Origin of the sequence: Streptomyces sp. NPDC048420, from assembly GCF_040651535.1 — a bacterium.
GTDB lineage: Bacteria > Actinomycetota > Actinomycetes > Streptomycetales > Streptomycetaceae > Streptomyces.
The window spans coordinates 68,512-91,235 of the sequence record NZ_JBEZKG010000017.1 but is presented as its reverse complement, the minus strand read 5'-3'; the positions used below and the strand labels follow the sequence as shown (position 1 = coordinate 91,235).

Sequence of the window (22,724 nt, the reverse complement as noted above, 5' to 3'; positions counted from 1 at the left end):
CTGTCAGCTTAGAGGCGGCGCCAGCTCCAGGTCGTCGAGGCCTCCAGCGGCTCCAGGGGCGTGACCAGGCGCGGCAGTGTGTTCAGGCCGTTGGGCGGCCCGGTCTGCGGTTCCACGCAGACGGCGGCCTCCTGCTCGTCGTAGACCACGACCCATTCCTCGCGGCTCGTGACCTTCAGCTCCAGCTGCGCGGGCCAGGTGAGCGTGACGTCGACGCCGTCGGGCATGCCGAAGCAGTCGTCCCAGGGGCTCGGCTTCGGGTCGACGCGGTGGCCGGTGGGCAGGTGGTCCTCGCCGCGCTCCTCCTGCCAGGCGGCGGTGAAGTCGAGCCGCACGGGCTCGCCGCCGTCGAGGGTGCGGTTGAACCAGGGGTGCCAGCCGATCTGGGCCGGGAAGGAGGAGTCGTACGTCTCCACGGACATGGTGAGTGTCAGGGCGTCCGGCGTGAGCGCCGCGATCTGGGTGACGCGGCCCGGGTAGGGCCAGGGCTCGACGAGGTCGTACGTGATCACCGCCTCGTCGCCGCTGCTGCGGGCGACGGTCCAGGCGCCGTCGCGTGCGGTGCCGTGGATGGCGTGGGGTGGGGAGTTGAGCGGCATCTGGTGTGTGGTGGCGCCGTCGCGGAAGCGGCCGTCGCGGATCCTTCCGCACCAGGGGACCATCGGGAAGCAGCCGAAGCGCTCGCCCTGCCGCAGCAGTTCGACACCTCCGACCCGAAGTCCCCCGACCCGTCCACCGTTTCCCGGCTGCAAGGTCACTTCCGCATCGCCCGCGGTCAGTGTGATGTCTTCGTGGCTCACGGGACGACACTACTCAACGGCGTTTTCTCAGTACCCGGGTCACCACGATCGCCGATGCCAGGACGGCTGCCGCCGCCGGTGCCGCCCAGCGCAGGGTCGCGCCCGGGGCCACCGTCTGGGGGGTCGGGACGGGGGCGTAGCGGCCCCTCGGGGGTGCGTGGTCGACCTCCTCCGCGCTGCGGCCGATCATCGTGCGGCGGGCGTGGGCGGCCTCGGCCGGGGGGACCGCGGGTTCGGTGAAGTCCTCGGCGACGGGTGCCGAGGACTCCTCGGGGGGTTCCACCGCCTCCGGGAGTTCCACGGGCTCCGGCGCCTGCGCCGGCTCCGGTTCCTCCTCGGGCGCGGCCAGGGCCTCCGCGAAGCGGTTCAGCAGGCGTACGACCGCGGCGCCCACCGCGTCCTGGGGCAGTTCCGTGACGCGGCCGTCGGCCGTCGCGGTGCCGTCGAAGGTGAGGGTCGTGCCGCCGTCCGTGTCGCGCAGCCGCAAGGCGAGGGCGAGGGTGACCGAGCCGGTGCCGCGGGTCTCGGTGGCGTCGCCCTCGACGGCGTAGGAACCGTCGTCCCGGCCGGAGACGTGGACCGTGCCCCGGTAGGTGATGGAGTGGCTGCCGACCCGCACCTTGAGGCGCCCGGTGACGGGTTCCGCGCCGGCGTCCTGCTGGAGCCCGGGAACCGCCCGGGCGACCCTGACGGGGTCCCCCAGGGCCTTGCGCAGCCGCTCTACCGGAACCGGAACGAACACCTCATGCTCCATGGTTGCCGAGCCTACCCAGGGGTGGCCGCCACGCACCCTCGTTGGTGGAAAGTGACCGCGCCGGTCCGTCTCAGTAGCGCGGATGCACCAGCGTCGAGGGCGCCAGGCCCCTGATCCTCGTCGTCTCCGCGGCCCTCGCCGCCGCTCGCAGCGACTTGCGCCCCAGGCTCGCGGAACCGGCGCCCCGCGGGTCCGTGCCGAGCTCGGGGCGCGCTCCCTGTGACGCCAGCACGAAGCCCCAGTCGCGCGGGGCGCGGGTCGCCGTGCGGTCGGGGCCCGCGGCGAATCCGGAGTCGCGGCCGCCGACCCGGTAGGGCGTGGTGTGCAGTCCGGCCGCGCGGACCGTCGTCTCGACCGTCCAGAAGACACGGGAGCGGGAGGCGACCGGACCGGCGTGCACGACGAGCCGTCCGCCGGGGGTCAGGGCGCGGCGGACCAGGCCGTAGAACTCCTGCGAGTACAGCTTGGTGCTCGCGGTGATGCCGGGGTCGGGCAGATCGGCGATCACCACGTCGTACGACGACTCGGGCGCCGCGGTCCGCAGCCACTGGAACGCGTCCGCCGTGCTCACGTGGACGCGCGGGTCGCCGTACACATGGCCGTTGAGCCGGGAGAGGGCGGGGTCCCGGCGGGCCAGGTCCACCACCACGGGGTCGAGTTCGACGACGTCGACCCGGCGTACGCCCGGATGGCGCAGCACCTCGCGGGCGGCGAGGCCGTCGCCGCCGCCGAGGACGAGCACGCGCGCGTGGGGGCCGTTCATCGCGGGGTGGACGAGGGCCTCGTGGTAGCGGTGCTCGTCGCGGCCGCTGACCCTCAGGCGGCCGTCGAGGAAGAGGTCGAGGGGGCGGCCGTGGGTGCCGCCGGTGAGGACGACCTCCTGGACGCCGGTCTGCACCGCGACGCGTACGTCCTTGCCGTAGACGGCCTCGCGGGCGGCTCGTTCGAAGTCGTCGACGAGGACGGCGGCGGTGGCGAGGACACCGAGCACGGCGAGGTTGGCGGTCAGCAGCAGCCAGCGGGCCCGGCGGGTGAGGTCGCGGCGGAACAGGCCGAGGACGAGGGCGCCGCCCGCGATCGCGTTGACCGTGCCGATGAGCATCACGCCGGTCAACTGGCCGAGGAGGGGCAGCAGGAGGAAGGGGAAGGCCAGGCCGCCGACCAGCGCGCCGACGTAGTCCGCGGCGAACAGGTCGGCGACCGCGCCGCCCGCGTCCTGGCGGCGGATGCGCTGGATCAGCTCCATCAGCAGGGGGACCTCGGCGCCGATGAGCAGGCCGATGGCGAGGGAGAAGGCGACCAGGAGCCAGCGGGGGCCGCTCGCCCACAGGCCGCCCCAGTCGCCGGTCCACGCGAAGACGGCGTACAGCGCCATCGCACTGCAGCCGCCGACCAGGGCGAGCAGTGCCTCCAGCACGCCGAAGGCGGCGGCCGCCCGCCAGCGCAGCCGTTTGGCGACGAGCGAACCGATGCCCATCGCGAAGACCATGACGGACAGCACCACGGAGGCCTGGGTGACCGAGTCGCCGATCAGGTACGAGGCGAGGGCGACCAGTTCGAGTTCGTACACCAGTCCGCAGGCCGCGCAGACGAAAACGCAGGCCAGGACCAGGAACCGCCCCGTCCCCTGCCGCACCGGCAGCCGCGGGGGCCCGGGCCAGGGCGGTGGAGCGCCGGGTGGGGCGGGAGCGTGCGACTCGATCACGCTGCGACGTTACGTCACGGCTACGGCACGCTTCGTCACCCACACGTGTGGAACTGAGGGTCAACCGGGAAATCGGGTTTGCGTGGCTCAACCCGATGGCTCAACCCGATGTCGCCACCGCGACCCGAACCCCCACCCGGGTCCGTGTGGCCACCAACTGCCCGTCCTGCGGATACGCGTGCCAGGTCCGCCAGTGCACCTGTCCCTCGTACCGCTGCGCCAGCATCGCCGTGAACGCGTGCGGGCTGCCCGGGAAGACCCCGGCAAGCCCGTTCGGATGGTCGGACACCAGCGCCAGCAACTCCTGTGCCCGTCCGGCGAACTGACCCGGTGACAACGCCTCGACCCGGGCGGCGAACTCGTACCCCCAGTCCCCCACCCGCTTGGCCACTCCCAGCGGCAACGGCGTACTGCTGCCGGCGATGCACGCCACCGTCTCCGAGCATGTGCCCCGCCGCTCCTCGAGGAGTACCTGGTGGGAGGCGCCGAGGAGTCTCAACTGAAGCTTCGCCCCGGCGAGTTCCAGGTCGAGCGTGGCGAGGGCGGGCAGCGGCTCGCGCCCCAGGGCCCAGGCGAGGTCGGCCGCGCGCGTGTCGGTGTAAGAGGTTTTGAGGGTCGTGAGCATGGATCGGCTCCGCTAGCACGCAAAAGAAAAGGGGAGGTGTGGTTCCGGCGCACCCGGGGCGACACCGGGATTCGGCCCGGTCAGCCCAGTCGGCAGGTCAGGAGAGGTGTCCGTGCGACGTCCGAGGGGCTGCGTTGGTGATTTAGAGGGAATCATGAACAGTGGCGCCGCCACAGGTTTTTTACCCAACTTCGTGGGGTTTCCATCCCTCCGTGGGCTCCACAGCTCAACTGTTCAACCACGGCGCACGCCACGGCGGCCGGAGCGTACGCCGGAGCACCGGAGTGAAAAACCGACAAGCGGGGGCGTGCGTCCCGACCCAGGTCCGGACCCACGCCCCCGCGTTCCCCCGCTCCCCCGTACGCGGATGCGGTTCCCCCTGCTGGAGCTCAGCTGCCCCGTGTCAGCTGCCTCCCCCGCATCCGCCTCCGCCGCCGCAGGACGACCCGCCACCACAGGACGACCCACCGCCGCAGGAGTGACCCCCGTGGTGACCCCCGGAATGCCCGCCGGAGTCCCCACCCGACGAACCGCACGACGAGACCCCACCCGCCGTACCGCCGGCCCACCAGCTGTCCTGGTGCCCCCGGGACCGGCCACCGCGGACGGGCTTGACCAGCTTGACGCTCTTCTTCCTGTTCGAGGCGGACACAAGGGCCCCGACGAACAGGACCGCGAACACCGCCAGGATGATGCCGATGACCATGGCTCACCCTCCTTCCGTTACCCCCCGAAGCGACCCCCCGTGGGCGCCTCGCTGGTTGCGTGAGCTGGAGATGCCCCTCCGTCTCACGGGCCAAAGCAGAGTTGAGGAACTCCAGAGCTTGGGCGCAGGATGACCGGCATGACCTCCAGTGCGCGCCCCCTGCTCAACCGCCGTCTCGCCGAGTTCGGGACGACGATCTTCGCCGAGATGTCGGCCCTGGCCCTGAAGACCGGGTCGATCAACCTCGGCCAGGGCTTCCCCGACACGGACGGCCCCGAGGAGGTCCGGGAGGCGGCCGTACGGGCGCTGCGCGACGGGCGCGGAAACCAGTACCCGCCGGGCCCGGGCGTCCCGGAGCTGCGTACGGCGATCGCCGCGCACCAGGAGCGCCGCTACGGCCTGTCCTACGACCCCGACACCGAGGTCCTGGTCACGGCCGGCGCCACGGAGGCCATCGCGGCCGCGCTGCTGGCGCTGGTCGAACCGGGTGACGAGGTCGTCGCGTTCGAGCCGTACTACGACTCCTACGCGGCCTGTATCGCGATGGCGGGCGGGACCAGGGTCCCGGTGACCCTGCGGCCCCACGACGACAGCTTCCGCCTCGACCTCGACGAGCTGCGCGCCGCGGTGACGGACCGCACCCGGCTCCTCCTGATCAACACCCCGCACAACCCGACCGGCACGGTCCTCACCCGCGAGGAGCTCACCGCGATCGCCGAGCTGGCCGTGGAGCGGGACCTGCTGGTGGTCACGGACGAGGTGTACGAGCACCTGGTCTTCGACGAGGCCGAGCACCTGCCCCTCGCGACCTTCCCGGGGATGCGGGAGCGCACGGTCTCGATCGGTTCCGCCGGCAAGACCTTCTCCTTCACCGGCTGGAAGGTCGGCTGGATCACGGCGGCACCCGGACTGGTCTCGGCGGTCCGCTCGGCGAAGCAGTTCCTGACGTACGTCTCCTCGGGACCGTTCCAGTACGCGGTCGCGGAGGCGCTCGCGCTCCCGGACAGCTACTTCTCCGCCTTCCGCGAGGACATGCTCGCCAAGCGGAACCTGCTGGCGAACGGCCTGGCGGAGGCCGGTTTCGGGGTCTTCAGGACCGCCGGCACCTACTTCATCACCACCGACATCGGCCCCCTCGGCGAGACCGACGGCTTCGCCTTCTGCCGCGCGCTGCCCGAGCGCGCGGGAGTCGTGGCCATCCCGAACGCCGTCTTCTACGACCACCGGGAGGCGGGGGCGCCCTTCGTACGGTTCGCGTTCTGCAAGCGCACGGAGGTCCTGGCGGACGCGGCGGAACGGCTCCGCAAGGCGTTCACGGGCTGACCGCTGCTCGACGACGAGCGGCCTCGCCCCGCGAAGACATGCGCTGGCGCCCGCCGCGAAGTAGCAGCCCATACGGGAGGACGCCGAGGGGCGCCCTCCCGTCACGGCCAGGTGCGCTCGACGCGGTCGTGTCGTACGGCGTAGGCCGCCGGGCCGCCCTTCTCGACGGCCCGATGGATCGCGTCACAGCGTGCGACGAGACGCTCGACCATCTCAACGCTGCGAAGCTGCTGGTTGTCCAGGTAGAACAGCACCGCCTCGCGCTCCAGGACGGGCTGGATCTCCAGGTCCCGGGTCTTGATCCGCCCGTCCTTCGACAACGGGACCCAGGACCGGTCGAGACCATGAGTGATCCACTCTTCGTCCGGAACGTCCTGCCCGTCGTCAGGAAAGACGTCCCCGATGCGGTGAACCGTCCACCCGCAGGCCCTCAGTCCTTCCGCGACACGGCGACCGAGATTCCGGTCGAGGAAGAACTCAGGCCGCAAGGTGCACCACGGCCCGGCAGAGCGCGTCCACCTGCTCAGGCGTCATGTCGTAGTCGTACGCGATGTCCTCGACCGTTTCCCCGGCCTCCCACAGGTCGGTGATGGCCTGGACTGTGACGCGGTTGGCGGCCACCACCGGGAGACCGTGACCGAACCTCGGATCGATCACGACGGGGACGGAGGCCGGGTACTGCCTCAGCCGCAGGCTGGAGGGGAAGTCCTCGCCCGGCTCCCAGGTGAGGTAGCGGAGATAGTCGGAGACCACTTCGTGGATGGGGACCTGGCCGTCGCGGGCTCTGCGGAGATCTCCCCACCCGTGCTCGATGAAGATGTCCACGCCATCCGTGGCGATCCGCTTCGACACGAGGCCGTAGGGAGTGTCGAAGGCGTCGCGTACGGCGGCGGCTGCCTCCCTGATCTCGCTCATGCGAAGCCCCAGGGAACGCAGAGAACGAAGAACGTGCGCCTCGGCCACCGCGATGAACGGCACCGAAGGCTGCCCCTTCCCCACCGGCTCGACCTGGTGGACCAGCGGCGCTCCGGCGGCCTTGCCCTTCAGCCACGAGGTGAGGGTCGACTGCGGAATCGCAAGGTAGGAGGCGGTCTCCGCGGGCGTCAGAAGTCCGTCGGTGAACCTGTCGACCATGCCCCACCTCCTCTTGGCGCCAGATTTCGCATCGTGCCACATCAAGCCTCCCACCTGCGGGTGGACCGCACACCCGGTCATCGGCTCAGCCGGCGGCACGGAGTTGCTCCCCGGACCGGCAGCCCCGACAACGGCCGGGTTCCGCTGAACGGAATCCCCGGTCGCAGCCGTCGCAGTTACGCATGGGCACGACCGTCGGACGTGCGGGGGGTTCTGAGCCTCTGGCCGGTACCGGCAGGGGAGTCTCCTTGAGCCGGTAGGCGAGGATGCCGACCGGGCGGGTGAGGAAGTGGGCCGGGAGCCGTGCGGTGAGGTGGTCCGTGATGTGTGTGGGCAGAAGACCCGCCGCCAGCCACCGGGCGACGGCCGGGGCGAGGCGGGCGGTTTCCTGCGCGGACAGAATGAGGCGGGGGTCGACCCGGCGCAGGGAGGTGAGTACGGCGACGGCTCGGGGGTCGGCGTCGGAGAGCGGGATCGGTGTCTCCGCCTCGGCCTGGGGGGACAACGCCTGCGCCGTTTCCGGTACGGCCGCCGACTGGGGCGAAACAGCCGCAGTGCAGGTTGGCTTCCGGGGCCGACGCGGTTGGGGCGGCTCGGGATCGCCGCCGGGGACGTCGTAGAAGTATGTGCGGGTACGGACCTGCCCGGTGGGCGTCCGCTCGCGGCGACGCTCCAGGTAACCGGCCGCCTCCAACTCCCTGAGCGCCCGTGAGATCAGGATCTCGCCCTCGCTGAAGTGCGCGCACAGGGCCGGGATGGTCACGGGGGTGCTGTCGGGCAGTGAGGAGATGTACGCCGCGACACCGACCGTGACCGCGCTGCCGCGCCGCTGGGCGAGGGCGTTGGAGATCACCGTGAAGTCGGCCGTGAGGCGGGTGCGGACGTGGATCACTCCGGAGGTCGGAGCTCCGGCGTCGGCGCGCGACGGCGCGTTAGACTGCGGGTCAGCCATCGGGAAGGTCTCTTCTTCCTGATCGGTCAGGCCCTCGTTCGGGATTGCCGTCCCGGCGGGGGCCGAAGTCTGTGTGCTGTTGTCGCGGCGAACGTAACCGCCCTCATCCCGCGTCTGCAAGCCGGTCACTCGGACGAGTGACGCGAGCCGTGCGGCCGGGGAGGGTGGGTGGGCGGGTAGTTCTTTCCCCCGGTTCTTTGGGGAGGCCAGCGGCCTACCGGGCCCTCGCGGACAAGGGTCCGGTGAGCCCGGCGGCCTCAGTGACGGTGGCCTCCGGCCTTCAACTCGCCTATGAAGACGGTCCAGGCGGCGGCTTCGAAGCACAGCGCCGGACCGTGCGGGACCTTGCTGTCACGGACGGGGACGACGGTGTCCTGGAACCCGTCGGCCACCTCCACGCAGTCGCCGCCCTCCTGATTGCTGTAGCTGCTCCTGCGCCAGACGGCGCCGTTCAGTTCGGGACGGGAGATTCGAGCCACGGCGGTTGTCCTCCAGCACGGATCGGATCATGTCCAGTGACATGAGCGGGGGCAGGGCTTCTGCCCGCAGTCGATCGTAGGCCAGCGAGCAACGCTTGACCTCGTCCGGATCCTCGATGAGTTGGCCGTAGTGCGCGCCCTCCGTGTAGGCGATCTCCGAGCCGTCCGGCATGGTGAGAACGGTGAGCGAACCGCCCATCACGTCGTGCTCGCCCTGGTCGAACGGCAGTACCTGCACGGTGATGTGACGGTCCCTCCGAGTCGCCAGCAGTTGTTCCAGCTGCTCACGCATCACCGCCTGGCCGCCGACCGGACGCCGGAGCACCGCCTCGTCGAGGACCACCCACAACTCGGGCCGGGCGGGCGTGCGGAGGCGCTCCTGCCGACCCATGCGAGCGGTGACCCGCTCCTCCAACTGCTCCTTGCCGCCGAGCGTCAGACCGACACTCAGCACCGCCCGCGCGTACGGCTCGGTCTGCAACAAGCCCGGCACCACATGCGCCGCGTACTGCCGAATGACCACCGCCCGCTCCGAGTACTCCATGAACCTCCGCGACCAGTCCGGAAACGCCTCCCGGTACACATACGGCCACAGCTCCACCAGCAGATCGTCCGCACCGAGTGCCACATCCAGCGCCCGCGCCAGTTCCAGCGTCGGCTTCGCTCCGGACGACCGCTCGATCTGCGTGATCCGCGTACCCACCACGTGGACCTTGTCGCCCAGTTCGGTCTGGGTCAGTCCGGCCGCGAGGCGAAGTCTGCGGACCCGCGCGCCGAACAGCGCGGCCATCGACGTACTGGGGTCAATTCCGTTGGCCAAAGCGTCACTTCCGTTCCTTACGAGTCGAAAAGTAAGGCCGAGTCACCTGTTGAGCGTAGGGCGACCGGACGACTCTTGAGTGCGGAACGTGACGACTTGCGCACGCCACGCCACTTCCCCCTGCTCGACAGCCAAGGACGGAACACGCGGTGCTGACAGAAACGACGGACCTGCAGAGCGAACTACCGCCTCTTGTCGCACAGTTCGCCTCATCGCCCCGGGGTGCGCGACTGGCCCGGCAGCTCGCCGTACGGCACCTGGAGGAGCGGGGGTATCCGCCGGCGTCGGACGCGTCGTGCGCGGTCGCCCTCGTGGTCGCCGAACTCGCCGCGAACGCCGTGCTCCACGGCCGGGTGCCAGGACACGACTTCGGTCTCCGGGTCGCTCTCGACCCGGTGGCGGGCCTGGTCCGCGTCGAGGTCGCCGACGCGGCCTCGACGAAACGGCCCCCCGCGAACCCGCCGTCGTCGGCCCCCGAGGGCGAGTCGGGCCGAGGACTGCTCCTGGTGGACACCCTGGCCGTGCGCTGGGGATCGGCACCGCGCCACCCGCTGGGCAAGACGGTGTGGGCGGAAGTATCCATCGCCCGTCCAACTGTCGGCATTGAAACGTGAGTTGTGCGGGTGAGGACGAGCGGTCCAGGGCCGTCCGATCCGGGGGACTTCGTCAGCGGGCGTCTGCCTCGGTCTCCGGGAGCGGGAGTTCGTCGAGGTCGAGGGTGAAGGTGCGGCCGTCGGCCAGGGGGATGGGGAGCTTGCCCGTGCCGTACTTGTGCGTGTGTGCGCGTACGGGTCCACGACCAGGTAGATCGGGATGCCGTAGCGGCCGTACTTCGCGGTGCAGTGGCGGTCTTCGCATGGCGCCCGAGGGACACGATCGTGTCGTACTGCATCGACTTGAGAGCCCGGCGATACGGCTGTGAGATCGTCCCTGACACCCGAACACCAGAAGCGCAATGCTCGCTTATGACTGATTTCTTATGCAATGTGCTGATGTGACCCACGCCAGCACCCACGCCCGCACGCTCGCGCCCTCCCTCGTCACAGGCGACCGCAGCATCGTCCGGCACCCCCTGGCGGCAGCCCTCGGCCTCTTCGCCGCCGCCCGTCTCACCGGCCTCGCCGTCCTCGCGGTGACCGCCTGGGCGACCGGGCACGGGCCGCTCGCGCTGCTCGGGCGGTCCTGGGACTCGCGGTGGTATCTGGGGATCGCCGCGCACGGGTACGGCCGTACGCTGCACGTCCGGCCGGGGGTCGTCTTCGATGACCTGGCGTTCTTCCCGCTCTACCCGGCACTGGTCCGGGCCGTGACCGCGCTGACCCCGCTCGGCGGGGGCGCGGCGGGCCTGGTGGTGTCGTGGACCGCGGCCGCGGTGGCCGCCGCGGGCATCCACGCCGTCGGCCTACGCCTGCACGGACGTGCCGTGGCCGGTGCCCTGGTGCTGCTCTGGGGCCTGCTGCCGCACTCGGTGGTGCTGTCGCTGGCGTACACGGAACCGGTCCTGACGGCGTTCGCCGCGTGGTCGCTGTTCGCCGTGCTGACGGGGCGGTGGGTGTGGGCGGGGGCGCTGGCAGCCCTCGCGGGGCTCTCCCGGCCCAACGGCGTCGCGGTCGCCGCGGCGGTCCTCGTGACGGCGGCGTACGAGATCTGGCGTCGGCGGGAAAAAGTTACCCACAGGCTGTGGACGGGCCTCGCGCTCGCCCCGCTCGGCTGGCTCGGGTACGTGCTGTGGGTCGGTCACCGCAGGGGCGATCTGCTCGGCGGCTACTTCGAGGTGCAGCGCCGCTGGGGCTCCCGCTTCGACCTCGGCCGGGGTTCGCTCCGCTTCGTACGCCACCTGGTGCTGCACGGCGACCGGCTCGTCTTCCCGATGGCGATACTGCTGGTCGCCGCCGCCGTACTCCTGTACGCCCTGCTGCTCGCCGACCGTGCCCCGCTCCCCCTGCTGGTGTACACCGGCGTGCTGCTGCTGATCGCGCTCGGCGGGTCGGGGTTCTTCGCGTCCAAGCCGCGCTTCCTGCTGCCCGCCTTCCCGCTGCTGCTGCCGCTCGCGCGGGCGCTGGTGCGGACGGCGAGAGCCCGGCCCTGGCACGCGGCCGTGGTGGCCGGTGCCCTGGCCGGGCTCTCGTTCGTGTACGGGGCGTATCTGGTCGTGATCGCCGATACGCCCCTGTGAGCTGGAGGACGCCTACTCGTCGTCCTCGGGCTTCTCCGCGTCGTTGACCTCGTCTTCGAGGCCGAGCTGCTCGACGAGCCACTTGTCGAACTCGATGGCGGCGCGCACCCAGCTGACGGTCGAGGAGACGAAGTGCTCCAGAGCGACGCCGGTGCCGATCAGCATCTGCGCCTCACCGATCAGACGGACGGTGCCGTCGTCGTGGGTGTGGCTGTAGACCTTGGGCCACAGGGTGCGCCGGTTCCAGTCGTCGATCGACTCCAGCAGCTGCGGCTTCTCGTCGATCTGGTGGGGCCGGTCGTAGAACGTGCGCACCGAGAAGACCTGCTGGTCACCTTCGCCGCGGAACATGAAATACGTACGGAACTGCTCCCACGGCGCCGCGAGGTCACCCTCGTCGTCGACGACATACTTCAGCTCCATCTGGTCGAGGAGCTGCTTCACAAGATCCTGATCCGGGACGACGGGGCCCGCCGGTCCTTGCTGCGGCTCGGGCTGGCCCCCGAAGTTCGGAATCGAGGACGGGTCGATGGTCACCGTGAATTTCCCTTCGTACGGATTCCGCCATCCTCTCCCATCCGGGGAGGGGGGTGGCAAGCCCCGACAGACCCTGTCCTCCCAGGGCTGACATGATCCGGACAGCCACAGAAAGCACATGTCGAGGAAACGGGGAAGACATGACACTGACGCCGACCGAAACGGTGGCGGAACAGGCCGAGCCGGGCAGGACCAGATGGGGGGTCTTCCTGGCGATCCTGGCCGTGCCGACGCTGGTGGTGGCGGCCCTGCTCGCGCTGCTGATCGCCTGGCTGTTCACGGACGACTCCGTCGCCGCCGACGTGAAGAAGACCTCGTGCGCCGAAGCCCTGGCCTTCGGCGGGGCGAAGCTGCCGGCGGGGGCGCGCGACACCTGGTGCGGGCTCCAGGCCGGGCCGGAACCCCGCTACGAGGCCCGCTTCCGGATGCCACGCGCCGAGATCGACGCCTGGGTGGCGGCCGGCTTCCCGCAGGGGCCGAAACTGCGGACCACGCAGTGCGGCGAAGCCCAGGTCGACGCGTGCCTGAACGCGGGCCCGGTCGCGGGAGAGCGGGCCTTCGTGCAGATCGAGATCACCCACGACAGCCGCAAGTGGTCCGAGGTGCGGTTCGTGGCCTTCACGGGGTGAGGAGGGGGCGCCACCGCCCCCTCGTCACCACCGCGCTCAGAGCGTCTTGCCGGTCGTCGGACCCACGATCAGGCCGTCCCCGAAGGCGTCCACCCGGACCGTGTCGCCGTCACCGCTCCTCCATCCGCTCGACCAGCCGCCATACGTTGGTGGACGGATTCCGTTCATGTCGCTCACCAGTCGGATCGAGCCCACGGGCGCGCTCCGCGGCGGCAGCCCGGCCGTCCGCGTAGTGGACGAAGTCGACACGCGCCTTGTCGTATCCGGGCACGTGCTTCTGCAGGAGGGGAAGCAGCTTCCGGTACGTCGGGATGTGTGCCGTCTGCGGGGCGAAGTGGAGCAGGAGCCAGAGCTCGAAACAGGGGTTGGAGACAGCCACCTTGATGTTCGCTCTGCGCGCGGCCACGACGGCTTCGGCGACGTCGACGAACTGGTCCACGTCGAAGACGCACCACACCTCGTCGAAGCTGCCCTTGGTGAGTTCCCGCTGCTTGCGCGCGTAGGCGACAAGCTGGGTCGGCGCGCAGGCCTTGCCGCGTACGACGACGGAGACAGCGGGGTTGCGGAGGTGCTCCCGCAGTCCCTGGAGGTACTGCCGCTCGGTCTCCCTGCTGCCGCAGACGACGAGGATTGTCCGCGCGGATCTGCGGGTGGGGCCGCGTCGACGGCCCGACCCCTCACGCGGAAACGGCCTTGGCATGTGCCCCCCAGTACTCCCGCACCACGTCCTCCAGCGCGGTCTCCGGCAGCACCGGTACCGCGCCGTAGCTCCCCGCCAGATAGCGCCGCTCGAAGTTCTCCCCCTTGCGCGGCTTGAAATCGCTGAGCGGGTAGAGCTCGGAGGCGGCGGTCTCGGAGCTCTTCTCGACGAACCAGATCTGGTCGCGGCGCAGCACCTCTTCGCCGAGCATCGTGCCGAGGAGGGCCGCGTCGTGGGTGGTGAAGATCAGCTGGGCGCCGTGGGGGTTGAGTTCGGGGTTCTGGAAGAGTCCTACGAGCTTGGCGGTGAGGAGCGGGTGCAGGCTGACGTCGATCTCGTCGATCCACAGCTGACGCGCGTCCACAAGGACCAGCAGCGCCATGCTCACCAGGTTCAACCAGGTCTTGGTGCCGGCCGACTCGTCCTGTGCCCGCAGCAGGAACTCCTGCTCCCCCACCCGGTGCACGAACTGCAGAGAGCGCCCGAGAGCCTCTTTGATGTCCTCCGACGCGTCCGCCCATTCACGGCCGAGCTGCCGCCCGGTGGAGTCCTCGCCCCGGCGGACCCCGTGCACTCCCAGATCCGCTGCCGCCAGGACGTCGGCGGCTCGCGCGATTCCCAGGTCCTCGAAGTACTCGAGAACCTTCGTGACGGCCGCCCCGTGATCGATGAGTGCGTGCCGTTGCCGGTCACGGACGACCCAGGATTCCTTGATGTCACGCCAGACAGCACCCAGTTCCTCGTGAGCCGTCTGCGCGGCAGCCGACAGATACAGACTGTTGGGCCGCATCACCCGCTCGGCGGTTGCCCTCTCGCCCCCCAGCGAGTTCCCGAACGTCACGTCCGTCCTCCGGCGCTCGAACAGGACCCGCTTACGGCCCTTGGGATACGAGTACAGCCATTCCTCCTCGACCTCGGTGTCCGAGACCGCGAAGCCGTACACATACCGCACCCCGCCGATAACCAGATCCGCCGCGTAGGTCGACGGTTCGCCCCGGCTCTCGTGGTCCAGCAGAAACGGCCGCCGTTCGATGCGGGCGCCGGGCAGCCACTTGGCCTGGGACTCCTCCACCGCCTCGCGGAAGAACCGGTACGCGTCGATGACCGTCGACTTGCCCGAGGCGTTCGCCCCGTAGATCGCCGCGACGGTCAGCGCGGGCCGCTCGTCCTCATAGACCGGCACGAGGTTCAGCTCCTGCGGCTCACGCAGTGACCCATGATTGGCCACCCGGAAGCTCAACAGCATGCCGTACACCCCGTTTCCTGGCCTTGTGAACAAGTGAAATGCAAATAGGGCCGATACCAAATGTTAGCTTCGCGCCCCCAACCCGAACAGGCCCGCCACCCACCAGGGTGACGGGCCTTGCTGCCGTTACAGCGTCTTGCCGGTCGTCGGACCCACGATCAGGCCGTCCCCGAAGGCGTCCACCCGGACCGTGTCGCCGTCCTTGACCTCGCCGGACAGGATCTCCTTGGCGAGGCGGTCGCCGATCGCGGTCTGGACGAGGCGGCGCAGCGGGCGGGCGCCGTAGGCCGGGTCCATGCCCTCGACGGCGAGCCAGTCCAGGGCCGCGTCGGTGACCTCCAGGGTGAGCCGGCGCTCGGCGAGCCGCTTGGCGAGCCGGTTGATCTGGAGGCGGGCGATCCGGCCGAGTTCGTCCTTGGTGAGGGCGGAGAAGACGACCAGGTCGTCGAGCCGGTTGAGGAACTCCGGCTTGAAGGAGGCCCGGACCACCTCCAGGACCTGTTCCTTCTTCTCCGACTCGCTGGTGATCGGGTCGACGAGGAACTGGCTGCCCAGGTTGGACGTCAGCACCAGGATCGAGTTGCGGAAGTCGACCGTACGCCCCTGACCGTCCGTCAGACGCCCGTCGTCCAGCACCTGGAGCAGGATGTCGAAGACCTCCGGGTGCGCCTTCTCCACCTCGTCGAGGAGCACGACGCTGTACGGCCGCCTGCGCACCGCCTCCGTCAACTGGCCGCCCTCCTCGTAGCCGACATACCCGGGGGGCGCGCCGACGAGCCGGGAGACGGTGTGCTTCTCGCCGTACTCGCTCATGTCGATGCGGACCATCGCCCGCTCGTCGTCGAAGAGGAAGTCGGCGAGGGCCTTGGCGAGTTCGGTCTTGCCGACGCCGGTGGGGCCGAGGAAGAGGAAGGAGCCGGTGGGCCGGTCCGGGTCGGCGATCCCGGCTCGGGTGCGCCGTACGGCGTCGGCGACGGCCTGCACGGCCTCGCTCTGGCCGATGAGCCGCTTGCCCAACTCCTCCTCCATGCGCAGGAGTTTCTGGGTCTCGCCCTCCATGAGGCGGCCGGCCGGGATGCCGGTCCAGGCGGCGACGGTGTCAGCGATGTCGTCGGCGCCGACCTCCTCCTTGACCATGGTGTCCTTGGCGGCCTCCTCCTCGGCCTCGGAGGCGGCCTCCAGGTCCCTTTCCAGGGTGGGGATCTCGCCGTACAGCAGCTTGCTGGCGGTGTCGAAGTCGCCGTCGCGCTGGGCGCGTTCGGCCTGGCCGCGCAGCTCGTCCAGCTTCTCCTTCAGTTCACCGACCCGGTTGAGGGACTGCTTCTCCTTCTCCCAGCGGGCGGTCAGGCCGCGCAGCTCCTCCTCCTTGTCGGCGAGGTCGCGGCGCAACCGCTCCAGGCGCTCGCGGGAGGCCGGGTCGGTCTCCTTGACCAGCGCGAGCTCCTCCATCTTCAACCGGTCGACACCGCGCTGGAGTTCGTCGATCTCCAGGGGCGAGGAGTCGATCTCCATACGCAGGCGTGAGGCCGCCTCGTCGACGAGGTCGATGGCCTTGTCGGGCAGGAAGCGGGAGGTGATGTACCGGTCGGAGAGTGCCGCCGCGGCCACCAGCGCGCTGTCGGCGATCTGGACCTTGTGGTGAGCCTCGTAGCGTCCCTTGAGCCCGCGCAGGATGGCGATGGTGTCCTCGACCGTCGGCTCGGCCACCAGCACCTGCTGGAAGCGCCGCTCCAGGGCGGGGTCCTTCTCGATCCGCTCGCGGTACTCGTCGAGGGTCGTCGCACCCACCATCCGCAGCTCACCGCGGGCCAGCATGGGCTTGAGCATGTTGCCGGCGTCCATGGAGGAGTCCCCGCCGGCGCCCGCACCCACGACCGTGTGCAGCTCGTCGATGAAGGTGATGATCTGCCCGTCGGAGTCCTTGATCTCGGCGAGGACGGTCTTGAGCCGCTCCTCGAACTCACCGCGGTACTTGGCGCCGGCCACCATGGCGCTCAGGTCGAGCGAGACGAGCCGCTTGTCCTTGAGCGACTCGGGCACGTCCCCCTTGACGATCCGCTGGGCGAGGCCCTCGACGACGGCGGTCTTGCCGACGCCGGGCTCGCCGATGAGGACGGGGTTGTTCTTCGTACGACGGGACAGCACCTGCACGACCCGGCGGATCTCCTGGTCGCGGCCGATGACGGGGTCGAGCTTGCCGTCCCGTGCGGCGGCGGTGAAGTCGGTTCCGAACTTCTCCAGGGCCTTGTACTGCCCCTCGGGGTCGGCGGTGGTCACCCTGCGCCCTCCTCTGGCCTTCTGGAAGGCGTCGATCAGCTTCTTCGGGGTGGCGCCCTGTCCGGTCAGCACCTCGGCGGCCGGTCCGCCCTTGGCGGCGATGCCGATGAGCAGGTGCTCGGTGGAGAGGTACTCGTCGCCGAGATCCTTGGCGCGGGCCTGCGCGTCGGCGATGACGGCGAGCAGGTCGCGGTTGGGCTGCGGGGGCGCCACGGTGGACCCGGTCACGCTGGGCAGTGAGCCGAGCACCTTCTCGGCCCCGGCCCGCACGGCGGCCTGGTCGGCGTCGACGGCGGCCAGCAGATCGACGATGTTCTCGTTGTCCTGCCCCTGGAGCAGAGCGAGGAGCAAGTGGGCGGGGGTGAGGTCCGGGTGCCCCTCGGTCACGGCCCGGTTGCTGGCCGCGTTGATCGCGTCCCGGCTCCGGTTGGTCAGCTCGGCATCCACGTGTCCGTACTCCTCCTCGGTGTCAGCTCCTGTACCGACCCTGTGCTGACTCAGTCAGCGTACATAAAGTTGAGTCTATTCCACTCAAGGCGGTGTTCGGGAGGGATGAGGGGACTAGCGTCCCCGGCATGACCTCCTACGCCCAGGATCCGGGTGCCCCGGACCCGTCATTCCTCAGCTTCTGGCGAGAACGGCATCTGTGCACACTGACCACCCTCCGCCGGGACGGGAGCCCGCACGTGGTGCCCGTCGGGGTGACATACGACCCCGAGGCCCGCCTTGCTCGGGTGATCGCGAGCCGGACGAGCGCGAAGGTACGGCACGTACTGGCGGCCGGGGAGGGCGGGGCTCGGGTCGCGGTGTGCCAGCTGGAGGGGCGGCGGTGGGCGACGCTGGAGGGAGTGGCGCGGGTGCGCACGGAACCCGAGCAGGTCGCGGAGGCGGAGCGGCGGTACGCAGAGCGCTACGAGCGAACACCGCGGCCGAACCCGGCCCGGGTGGTCGTCGAGATCTCACTGACCAGGGCGATGGGCCATTTTTGAGCCACCACTCGATCATCTGATACTCGGAAATATCCCCAGAAAACTGCAGCGGCGTCACCGTGTTCAGGTCACGGTGACGCCGCTGCGGGGGGAAGCGCCTGAGCGATCTGTTACGACGGGGGAATCGCGTCAGGCACTGCGGGGGGTGGCTGAGATGGTCCGGGGGGTGGGGGTTTCCGGTTCCACCAGCCGATGGTCTCGTTGGTCAAGATTCACAAAGATCATTCCGTACCGGATGGCACACCGAACAGGCTGCGGCGCCCCCCGAGGCCGCCGCAGACACCGGTACGCCCGTACGTCCTCGTCCTCGTCCCGAGTGACGACCACCGGTTCGCCGAAGACGGTCACCATCAACGAGTCACCGGGGTGGGGGATCGCGGTGACGAGGTCGATGAAGTGCCAGCCGGAGCGGTAGGCGGTGGCCATTTCTCTGCGGAAGGAGCGGTCGTCGGGTGGAGTAGTCATGTCAAGACCAGATGGTGTCGGCCGGGAAGAGCTCGGCATTCTCGTCGGACGCCACTACCACTGACTTCACATCGCTTGTGTGCGCGTCACTCTTCACAGCAGAGAGGCCACTCAGCGTGCCGAAGGCCACAACGGCGGAGAAGGCGGCGACAAGCACCGAGCGAAGCATTCTCTTACCCATAGTCGGCTTCGTCCTCACTTGAAGGTCCCTCTTCCCCCGTCGGATAAGACGATGGCTCATTCAGACACGTCATGGCCACAGAGTCAGTGCATCATGTTCCTGCATGTTCAGGACCCTGGGGGGTGGAGATTTGACAACAAATCGGACCAACGTAACGCATCCCCATGCGATTACTGAACTATGTGAGGAGGGGAGCCGCCTCTACGCGAACGCTCTGCGCACCGGACGTATCGCCCGCTCGGACGTGGAGACCGCCCCGTGTCTCATGCAGTTCGCCCTCCTGCACCCCGACCCCGACGACGCGAACTGGCTGCGCCCGATCCCTCCCTCGGTCGCCCTGGCCCAGCGGCTGAACCCGATCGAGCGCGAGATATCCGAGCAGCGGCGCACATCGGTCCAGCTGGCCGAAGTCTTCGAGCCGTTCATGGCACTGAGCGCCCAGGGCACGGCGCCCACCCACTCGATCACGGTGCTGGAGGGGCTGGACCGCATAAACGCGGCTCTCGACCTGGCGACGACCCAGTGCCAGAACGAGGTACTCACCGTCCAGCCGAGCGCCCGCCACCCCGAACGCAGGGTCATCGAAGGGTTGGAGCGCGACAAGACCCTCACCGAGCGGGGGGTGCGCATCCGCACGCTGTACCAGCACACAGCCAGGTACAGCCCCGAACGGCTGGCGTACGTGGACCGGTTCACGAGCGGGAAGGCGGAGTACCGCACCATCGACGAACTGGTCGAACGCCTCATCGTCTGCGACGAGACCGTTGCCTTCATCCCGGTCCGGGAGGACCGGCAGGTCGCTCTCGAGATCCGGCACCCCGGTCTCGTCCGGTACTTGATCAAGATCTTCGAGTTCATGTGGAACCGAGCGGTCCCGCTGAGCGCCGGCGCTCCCTACGAAACGGCCCCTGACGGCATCACCGACATCCAGCACTCCATCGCCAAGCTCCTCGTCGAGGGCCACGTCGACGAAGCGATAGCCCGCCGCCTGGGCATGAACGTACGCACCTGCCGAGCCCATATCGCCAAACTCGCGACCGCCCTCGGCAGCGGCAGCCGCGCACAACTCGGCTTCCTCATAGCGCAGTCGGGCATCCTGCAGCCCGACCAGCCGATACCCGGGGGAGAAGACCACCCATGACCGGGGCGCACACACACGGAGCCGAGGACCGAGTGACCCCGGTGCCGCATCCGGAGCACGGCGTGGAAAACCTGTGCGCGGCGGGGACGGAGCTGTACGCACGGGCCCTGCGGGAGGGGTACGTGCTCGGTGTCGACGCCGAAGACGCGCCCTGCCTGGTCGACTTCGGGCTCCTGCATCCCGCCGTCACGGACCCGGACCGGCTGGAACCGGTCGCCCCGGCCGTCGCCCTGCACCGCATGCTGCGGATCACGGAGGAGCGCATCGCGGACGAACGGCGGCGTGAGGCCCGGCTGGCCGAGGTGTTCGAGCCGCTGTTGCGGATCGACGGCCGCCGTACGGGCGCCGACGACTCCTCGATGATCAGCGTCCTCAGCGGGCTCGATCTCATCAGCCGGGTCATCGGTCAGACCATGGCCGCCGCCTCCGAACTGCTGGCCATCCAGCCGAACACCAGCGACAGACACGCCCGGACACCCCCCACCGTGCTCGTCGAGGCCTTCGACCGCGACCAGGCCCTGCTCGACCGGGGCGGCCGTATCCGCACCCTCTACCAGCACACCCAGCGCCACGCCCCCGGCGTCGTGGCCCGCTACGAGCGGCTGCGGGGCGACGTGGAGGCCCGTTCCCTGGACGAGGTGACGGAACGCCTGATCATCGTGGACCGGACCGTGGCCTTCATCCCCGCCAACAAGGACCGCACCCTGGCCCTGGAGGTCCGCCACCCGGCCCTGATCTCCTTCTTCGTGACCGCCTTCGACCGGCTGTGGCGCCTGGCGACCCCGATGTACCCGGAAGCGGTTCAGCCGCCCTCCCCCGACGGCATCACCCCGCGCCAACGAGCCATCGCCGCCCTCCTCGTCGAGGGCCACACCGACGCCGTCATCGCCGACCGCCTCGGCATGAACATCCGCACCGCCCGCGTCCACATCGCCAAACTCGCCGCCACCCTCGGCAGCGAGAGCCGCGCCCAACTCGGCTATCTCATCGGGCAGTCCGGCATCCTCGGCCAGGAGGACCCGACCGAGTGACGACCGCGGCGGCCGGCCACCCGGCGCACGGGCCGGACGACCCCTGCCCGGCAGGCATCGAGCTCTACGAACGCGCCCTGCGCGAGGGCGGGGTCAGCAAGCGGGAGGCCTCCGCCCTGCCCTGTCTCGAAGAGACCGGACTGCTCCACACCGACCCGCGGGACCCCGCCCGGCTGGAACCCGTCTCCCCCGCCCTCGCCCTGCACCGCATGCTCCGCTCCACCACCGACCGTGTGGTGCACGAACGGCGGCGTGCGACGCGGCTGGCCGAGGCGTTCGTACCGCTGCTGCGGATCGACGGACGGGGTGCGGCGGCCGCGGAGCACCCGGCGATCAGGGTCCTCAGCGGCACCGGCCCGATCAACGAGGCCATCACCGAGGCCATGGCCGGCGTCGTGCGCGAACTGCTGTGTGTGCAGCCGAACGTCCACTACAGCGACAGCCGGGGCGCCGCGGCGCAGGTGGTGGCGATGAGCCGGGACCAGGCGCTCCTCGACCGCGGCGGCCGTATCCGCACCCTGTACCAGCACACCCAGCGCCATATGCCGCTGGTCCTCGCCCGCTACGAGCAGCTCCGCGGCGACGCCGAGGCCCGCTCCCTGGACGAGGTCACCGACCGGCTCATCGTCGCCGACCGGGACGTCGCCTTCGTGCCGGCCGGCGGGGACGGCACGCTCGCGCTGGAGGTCCGGCACCCGGCCCTGGTGGAGTTCCTGGCCCACACCTTCGACCGGCTGTGGTGGCAGGCCACACCGATGTATCCGCAGACCGTCCACCGGCCCAGCCTGAACGGGATCACGCCCCGCCAGCGCGCCATCGCGGGGCTGCTCGTCGAGGGCCACACCGACGCCGAGATCGCCGACCGGCTCGGCATGAACATCCGTACCGCACGCGTCCACATCGCCAAGCTCGCGGTGACGCTGGGCAGCGAGAGCCGCGCACAGCTCGGCTATCTCATCGGACGGTCCGGGATTCTTGACCGGGGAGCGTGAGCGGGGTGACGGACGTCGGGCGGTCCAGGCCCACCTGCGCTATCCGGACGCCCAACTGCGTGCGGCTGGCCGCCCCGAGGGTCTCCGAGAGGCGGGCGATGTGGGCCCGGCAGGTGCGGACGCTTATGCCGAGGCGTTCCGCGATCACCGCGTCCTGATGCCCCTCGGCGAGCAGGGCCGCGATGGACTGCTCGCGGTGGGAGATGCCCTCGATGCCGGTGTCGGGGAGGGGGGCGGTGAGGGGGATCGCGAGGCGCCACAGGCGTTCGAAGACCGTCACCAGGTATGCCACGAGGGCGGGGTGCCGTAGCTCCAGGGCGAGGGTGCGGTCGGCGTTCGCGGGGATGAAGGCCACCGTGCGGTCGAAGAGGATCAGCCGGTCGATGACCTCGTCGAGGGTGCGGGCCTGGACCGAACCGCCCATCAGTTCCAGGTAGTTCAGCAGGCCCTGGCCGTGCCGCGCCACGTGGGTGTACAGGTCCCGCATGCGCACGCCCCGGCCGCGCAGCGCGAGCGCCCGGTGCAGGCCCTCCGTCAGTTCGTGCTCGGGGCGGATTCCGCCGGGCTGGACGGTGAGGACCTCCGTGGTGCACGCCTCGGTCGCCTCGTCCATCGCGGCCTGGATGCGCGAGAGGCCGTCCAGGACGCGGATCGCGGTGCCCTCCCCGGCGCCCGCGACGACACTGGGCCCGAGGCCCGCGTACCGCTCCACCGCCGCGACCGCCGCGCCCACCCGCCGCTGGCTCTCGCTGACCTCGTCGTGGACCCCGCGCAGCAGCCGGGTCATGACCTCCTGCGGGGCGGTCGGGACCAGCCAGTCCATGTCGTCGGGGTCCGGGTGCAGCAGCGCCAGCTCCAGCAGACAGGGCACCGGTTCGGCGTCGGCGCGCGGCACCCGGCCGCGCCGTACGGCCCGGGAGTACACCCGGTCCCCGGTCTCGCACAGCCGGTCAGCACCGTGTGGATGGTCGTCCGCCCCGTACCCGGCCATTCCCCATCCCACCCCCGGTTCCAGCGTCTACCGCCCTCTTGTCCTGTTTTCCCCTCAGGGCGGCGAAGCCC

At 70.2% G+C, this 22,724-nt stretch carries 25 protein-coding genes; 8 read left to right on the top strand and 17 right to left on the bottom strand.

Annotated features, from left to right (window positions below):
- Nucleotides 1-8: 8 nt before the first annotated feature.
- The 4 genes from AB0D34_RS30315 to AB0D34_RS30300 all read right to left on the bottom strand — a co-directional run bounded on the left by AB0D34_RS30315 (nt 9) and on the right by AB0D34_RS30300 (nt 3,884).
- Nucleotides 9-800 (bottom strand): aldose 1-epimerase, encoded by a 792-nt coding sequence (locus AB0D34_RS30315; RefSeq protein ID WP_362667045.1) that lies wholly within the window; start codon nt 798-800, stop codon nt 9-11.
- Nucleotides 801-813: 13 nt separating this feature from the next.
- Complete coding sequence (locus AB0D34_RS30310) at nt 814-1,554, bottom strand: SRPBCC domain-containing protein (RefSeq protein ID WP_362667042.1); 741 nt, start codon at nt 1,552-1,554, stop codon at nt 814-816.
- 70 nt (nt 1,555-1,624) lie between these two features.
- Nucleotides 1,625-3,259 (bottom strand): polyamine aminopropyltransferase, encoded by a 1,635-nt coding sequence (locus tag AB0D34_RS30305; RefSeq protein WP_362667039.1) that lies wholly within the window; start codon nt 3,257-3,259, stop codon nt 1,625-1,627.
- A 100-nt stretch (nt 3,260-3,359) separates the two neighbouring features.
- On the bottom strand, nt 3,360-3,884 hold the full coding sequence (locus AB0D34_RS30300; RefSeq protein ID WP_362667036.1) for a DUF2617 family protein: 525 nt from the start codon (nt 3,882-3,884) through the stop codon (nt 3,360-3,362).
- Nucleotides 3,885-4,719: 835 nt separating this feature from the next.
- Here AB0D34_RS30300 and AB0D34_RS30295 point away from each other — a divergent pair.
- A complete protein-coding gene (locus AB0D34_RS30295; RefSeq protein WP_362667033.1) occupies nt 4,720-5,913 on the top strand; it encodes a pyridoxal phosphate-dependent aminotransferase in 1,194 nt (397 codons plus the stop codon).
- Nucleotides 5,914-6,014: 101 nt separating this feature from the next.
- Here the strand turns inward: AB0D34_RS30295 and AB0D34_RS30290 are convergent, their stop codons facing one another.
- From AB0D34_RS30290 to AB0D34_RS30270, 5 genes are all read right to left on the bottom strand, one after another.
- The gene (locus AB0D34_RS30290) at nt 6,015-6,401 is read right to left on the bottom strand and encodes a toxin-antitoxin system, toxin component, PIN family protein (protein ID WP_362667030.1); all 387 of its coding nucleotides are present in this window, start codon (nt 6,399-6,401) and stop codon (nt 6,015-6,017) included.
- Nucleotides 6,391-7,047 carry a DUF433 domain-containing protein gene (locus AB0D34_RS30285; RefSeq protein ID WP_362667027.1) on the bottom strand — a complete coding sequence of 219 codons (657 nt, stop codon included), beginning with the start codon at nt 7,045-7,047 and terminating at the stop codon, nt 6,391-6,393. Before AB0D34_RS30285 ends, AB0D34_RS30290 begins: the two co-directional genes overlap by 11 nt.
- Nucleotides 7,048-7,132: 85 nt before the next feature.
- Nucleotides 7,133-7,999, bottom strand: coding sequence for a hypothetical protein (locus AB0D34_RS30280; protein WP_362667024.1), 867 nt, complete (start codon nt 7,997-7,999; stop codon nt 7,133-7,135).
- Between the two features lie 257 nt (nt 8,000-8,256).
- Complete coding sequence (locus AB0D34_RS30275; RefSeq protein ID WP_362667379.1) at nt 8,257-8,391, bottom strand: DUF397 domain-containing protein; 135 nt, start codon at nt 8,389-8,391, stop codon at nt 8,257-8,259.
- On the bottom strand, nt 8,351-9,268 hold the full coding sequence (locus AB0D34_RS30270) for a helix-turn-helix transcriptional regulator (RefSeq protein WP_362667376.1): 918 nt from the start codon (nt 9,266-9,268) through the stop codon (nt 8,351-8,353). Before AB0D34_RS30270 ends, AB0D34_RS30275 begins: the two co-directional genes overlap by 41 nt.
- Before the next feature lie 179 nt (nt 9,269-9,447).
- Between AB0D34_RS30270 and AB0D34_RS30265 the strand changes: the two genes are divergently transcribed.
- Entirely contained in the window at nt 9,448-9,912 is a 465-nt protein-coding gene (locus tag AB0D34_RS30265) for an ATP-binding protein (RefSeq protein ID WP_362667020.1), read from the top strand.
- Between the two features lie 52 nt (nt 9,913-9,964).
- Here the strand turns inward: AB0D34_RS30265 and AB0D34_RS30260 are convergent, their stop codons facing one another.
- Nucleotides 9,965-10,156, bottom strand: a complete 192-nt coding sequence (locus tag AB0D34_RS30260) for a hypothetical protein (RefSeq protein ID WP_362667017.1) — start codon at nt 10,154-10,156, stop codon at nt 9,965-9,967.
- Nucleotides 10,157-10,355: 199 nt separating this feature from the next.
- Here AB0D34_RS30260 and AB0D34_RS30255 point away from each other — a divergent pair, with 199 nt between their 5' ends.
- On the top strand, nt 10,356-11,474 hold the full coding sequence (locus AB0D34_RS30255; RefSeq protein ID WP_362667373.1) for a hypothetical protein: 1,119 nt from the start codon (nt 10,356-10,358) through the stop codon (nt 11,472-11,474).
- Nucleotides 11,475-11,486: 12 nt separating this feature from the next.
- On the opposite strand, the gene AB0D34_RS30250 is transcribed toward AB0D34_RS30255, so the two are convergent.
- Nucleotides 11,487-12,011, bottom strand: a complete 525-nt coding sequence (locus tag AB0D34_RS30250) for a YbjN domain-containing protein (protein ID WP_362667014.1) — start codon at nt 12,009-12,011, stop codon at nt 11,487-11,489.
- A gap of 140 nt (nt 12,012-12,151) precedes the next feature.
- Between AB0D34_RS30250 and AB0D34_RS30245 the strand changes: the two genes are divergently transcribed.
- Nucleotides 12,152-12,640: a hypothetical protein gene (locus tag AB0D34_RS30245; protein WP_362667011.1), complete on the top strand. Its 489-nt coding sequence runs from the start codon at nt 12,152-12,154 to the stop codon at nt 12,638-12,640.
- 109 nt (nt 12,641-12,749) lie between these two features.
- On the opposite strand, the gene AB0D34_RS30240 is transcribed toward AB0D34_RS30245, so the two are convergent.
- The 3 genes from AB0D34_RS30240 to clpB all read right to left on the bottom strand — a co-directional run bounded on the left by AB0D34_RS30240 (nt 12,750) and on the right by clpB (nt 17,310).
- Nucleotides 12,750-13,340 (bottom strand): RloB family protein, encoded by a 591-nt coding sequence (locus AB0D34_RS30240; RefSeq protein ID WP_362667008.1) that lies wholly within the window; start codon nt 13,338-13,340, stop codon nt 12,750-12,752.
- Nucleotides 13,318-14,586 (bottom strand): ATP-binding protein, encoded by a 1,269-nt coding sequence (locus AB0D34_RS30235; RefSeq protein WP_362667005.1) that lies wholly within the window; start codon nt 14,584-14,586, stop codon nt 13,318-13,320. The genes AB0D34_RS30240 and AB0D34_RS30235 overlap by 23 nt, the downstream gene beginning before the upstream one ends.
- A gap of 126 nt (nt 14,587-14,712) precedes the next feature.
- Nucleotides 14,713-17,310 carry an ATP-dependent chaperone ClpB gene (gene clpB / locus AB0D34_RS30230; RefSeq protein ID WP_362667002.1) on the bottom strand — a complete coding sequence of 866 codons (2,598 nt, stop codon included), beginning with the start codon at nt 17,308-17,310 and terminating at the stop codon, nt 14,713-14,715.
- 128 nt (nt 17,311-17,438) lie between these two features.
- Between clpB and AB0D34_RS30225 the strand changes: the two genes are divergently transcribed.
- Entirely contained in the window at nt 17,439-17,852 is a 414-nt protein-coding gene (locus AB0D34_RS30225) for a TIGR03618 family F420-dependent PPOX class oxidoreductase (RefSeq protein WP_362666999.1), read from the top strand.
- A 129-nt stretch (nt 17,853-17,981) separates the two neighbouring features.
- On the opposite strand, the gene AB0D34_RS30220 is transcribed toward AB0D34_RS30225, so the two are convergent.
- Together AB0D34_RS30220 and AB0D34_RS30215 are read right to left on the bottom strand one after the other, a co-directional pair.
- Nucleotides 17,982-18,317: a hypothetical protein gene (locus tag AB0D34_RS30220; RefSeq protein ID WP_028809089.1), complete on the bottom strand. Its 336-nt coding sequence runs from the start codon at nt 18,315-18,317 to the stop codon at nt 17,982-17,984.
- A 1-nt stretch (nt 18,318) separates the two neighbouring features.
- Nucleotides 18,319-18,516 (bottom strand): hypothetical protein, encoded by a 198-nt coding sequence (locus AB0D34_RS30215; protein WP_362667396.1) that lies wholly within the window; start codon nt 18,514-18,516, stop codon nt 18,319-18,321.
- Between the two features lie 112 nt (nt 18,517-18,628).
- Between AB0D34_RS30215 and AB0D34_RS30210 the strand changes: the two genes are divergently transcribed.
- Genes AB0D34_RS30210 through AB0D34_RS30200 form a run of 3 tightly spaced genes read left to right on the top strand, consistent with a single transcriptional unit; the run spans nt 18,629 to nt 21,662 of the window.
- Entirely contained in the window at nt 18,629-19,639 is a 1,011-nt protein-coding gene (locus AB0D34_RS30210) for a helix-turn-helix transcriptional regulator (protein WP_362667371.1), read from the top strand.
- A gap of 32 nt (nt 19,640-19,671) precedes the next feature.
- Nucleotides 19,672-20,670 carry a helix-turn-helix transcriptional regulator gene (locus tag AB0D34_RS30205; RefSeq protein WP_362667368.1) on the top strand — a complete coding sequence of 333 codons (999 nt, stop codon included), beginning with the start codon at nt 19,672-19,674 and terminating at the stop codon, nt 20,668-20,670.
- Nucleotides 20,667-21,662 carry a LuxR C-terminal-related transcriptional regulator gene (locus AB0D34_RS30200; protein ID WP_362666996.1) on the top strand — a complete coding sequence of 332 codons (996 nt, stop codon included), beginning with the start codon at nt 20,667-20,669 and terminating at the stop codon, nt 21,660-21,662. Before AB0D34_RS30205 ends, AB0D34_RS30200 begins: the two co-directional genes overlap by 4 nt.
- Here AB0D34_RS30200 and AB0D34_RS30195 read toward each other — a convergent pair.
- Nucleotides 21,625-22,653 carry a LuxR C-terminal-related transcriptional regulator gene (locus AB0D34_RS30195; RefSeq protein ID WP_362666993.1) on the bottom strand — a complete coding sequence of 343 codons (1,029 nt, stop codon included), beginning with the start codon at nt 22,651-22,653 and terminating at the stop codon, nt 21,625-21,627. The two genes, AB0D34_RS30200 and AB0D34_RS30195, sit on opposite strands and share 38 nt — an antisense overlap.
- Nucleotides 22,654-22,724 lie beyond the last annotated feature (71 nt).

What these genes read in the sequence shown, in the direction of transcription:
- AB0D34_RS30310 (WP_362667042.1), bottom strand. Translation starts at nt 1,554, where the DNA reads ATGGAGCATGAGGTGTTCGTTCCGGTTCCGGTAGAGCGGCTGCGCAAG.
- AB0D34_RS30300 (WP_362667036.1), bottom strand. Translation starts at nt 3,884, where the DNA reads ATGCTCACGACCCTCAAAACCTCTTACACCGACACGCGCGCGGCCGAC.
- AB0D34_RS30295 (WP_362667033.1), top strand. Translation starts at nt 4,720, where the DNA reads ATGACCGGCATGACCTCCAGTGCGCGCCCCCTGCTCAACCGCCGTCTC.
- AB0D34_RS30285 (WP_362667027.1), bottom strand. Translation starts at nt 7,047, where the DNA reads ATGGTCGACAGGTTCACCGACGGACTTCTGACGCCCGCGGAGACCGCC.
- AB0D34_RS30280 (WP_362667024.1), bottom strand. Translation starts at nt 7,999, where the DNA reads ATGGCTGACCCGCAGTCTAACGCGCCGTCGCGCGCCGACGCCGGAGCT.
- AB0D34_RS30270 (WP_362667376.1), bottom strand. Translation starts at nt 9,268, where the DNA reads ATGGCCGCGCTGTTCGGCGCGCGGGTCCGCAGACTTCGCCTCGCGGCC.
- AB0D34_RS30260 (WP_362667017.1), bottom strand. Translation starts at nt 10,156, where the DNA reads ATGCGAAGACCGCCACTGCACCGCGAAGTACGGCCGCTACGGCATCCC.
- AB0D34_RS30245 (WP_362667011.1), top strand. Translation starts at nt 12,152, where the DNA reads ATGACACTGACGCCGACCGAAACGGTGGCGGAACAGGCCGAGCCGGGC.
- AB0D34_RS30240 (WP_362667008.1), bottom strand. Translation starts at nt 13,340, where the DNA reads ATGCCAAGGCCGTTTCCGCGTGAGGGGTCGGGCCGTCGACGCGGCCCC.
- AB0D34_RS30235 (WP_362667005.1), bottom strand. Translation starts at nt 14,586, where the DNA reads ATGCTGTTGAGCTTCCGGGTGGCCAATCATGGGTCACTGCGTGAGCCG.
- AB0D34_RS30225 (WP_362666999.1), top strand. Translation starts at nt 17,439, where the DNA reads ATGACCTCCTACGCCCAGGATCCGGGTGCCCCGGACCCGTCATTCCTC.
- AB0D34_RS30220 (WP_028809089.1), bottom strand. Translation starts at nt 18,317, where the DNA reads ATGACTACTCCACCCGACGACCGCTCCTTCCGCAGAGAAATGGCCACC.
- AB0D34_RS30195 (WP_362666993.1), bottom strand. Translation starts at nt 22,653, where the DNA reads ATGGCCGGGTACGGGGCGGACGACCATCCACACGGTGCTGACCGGCTG.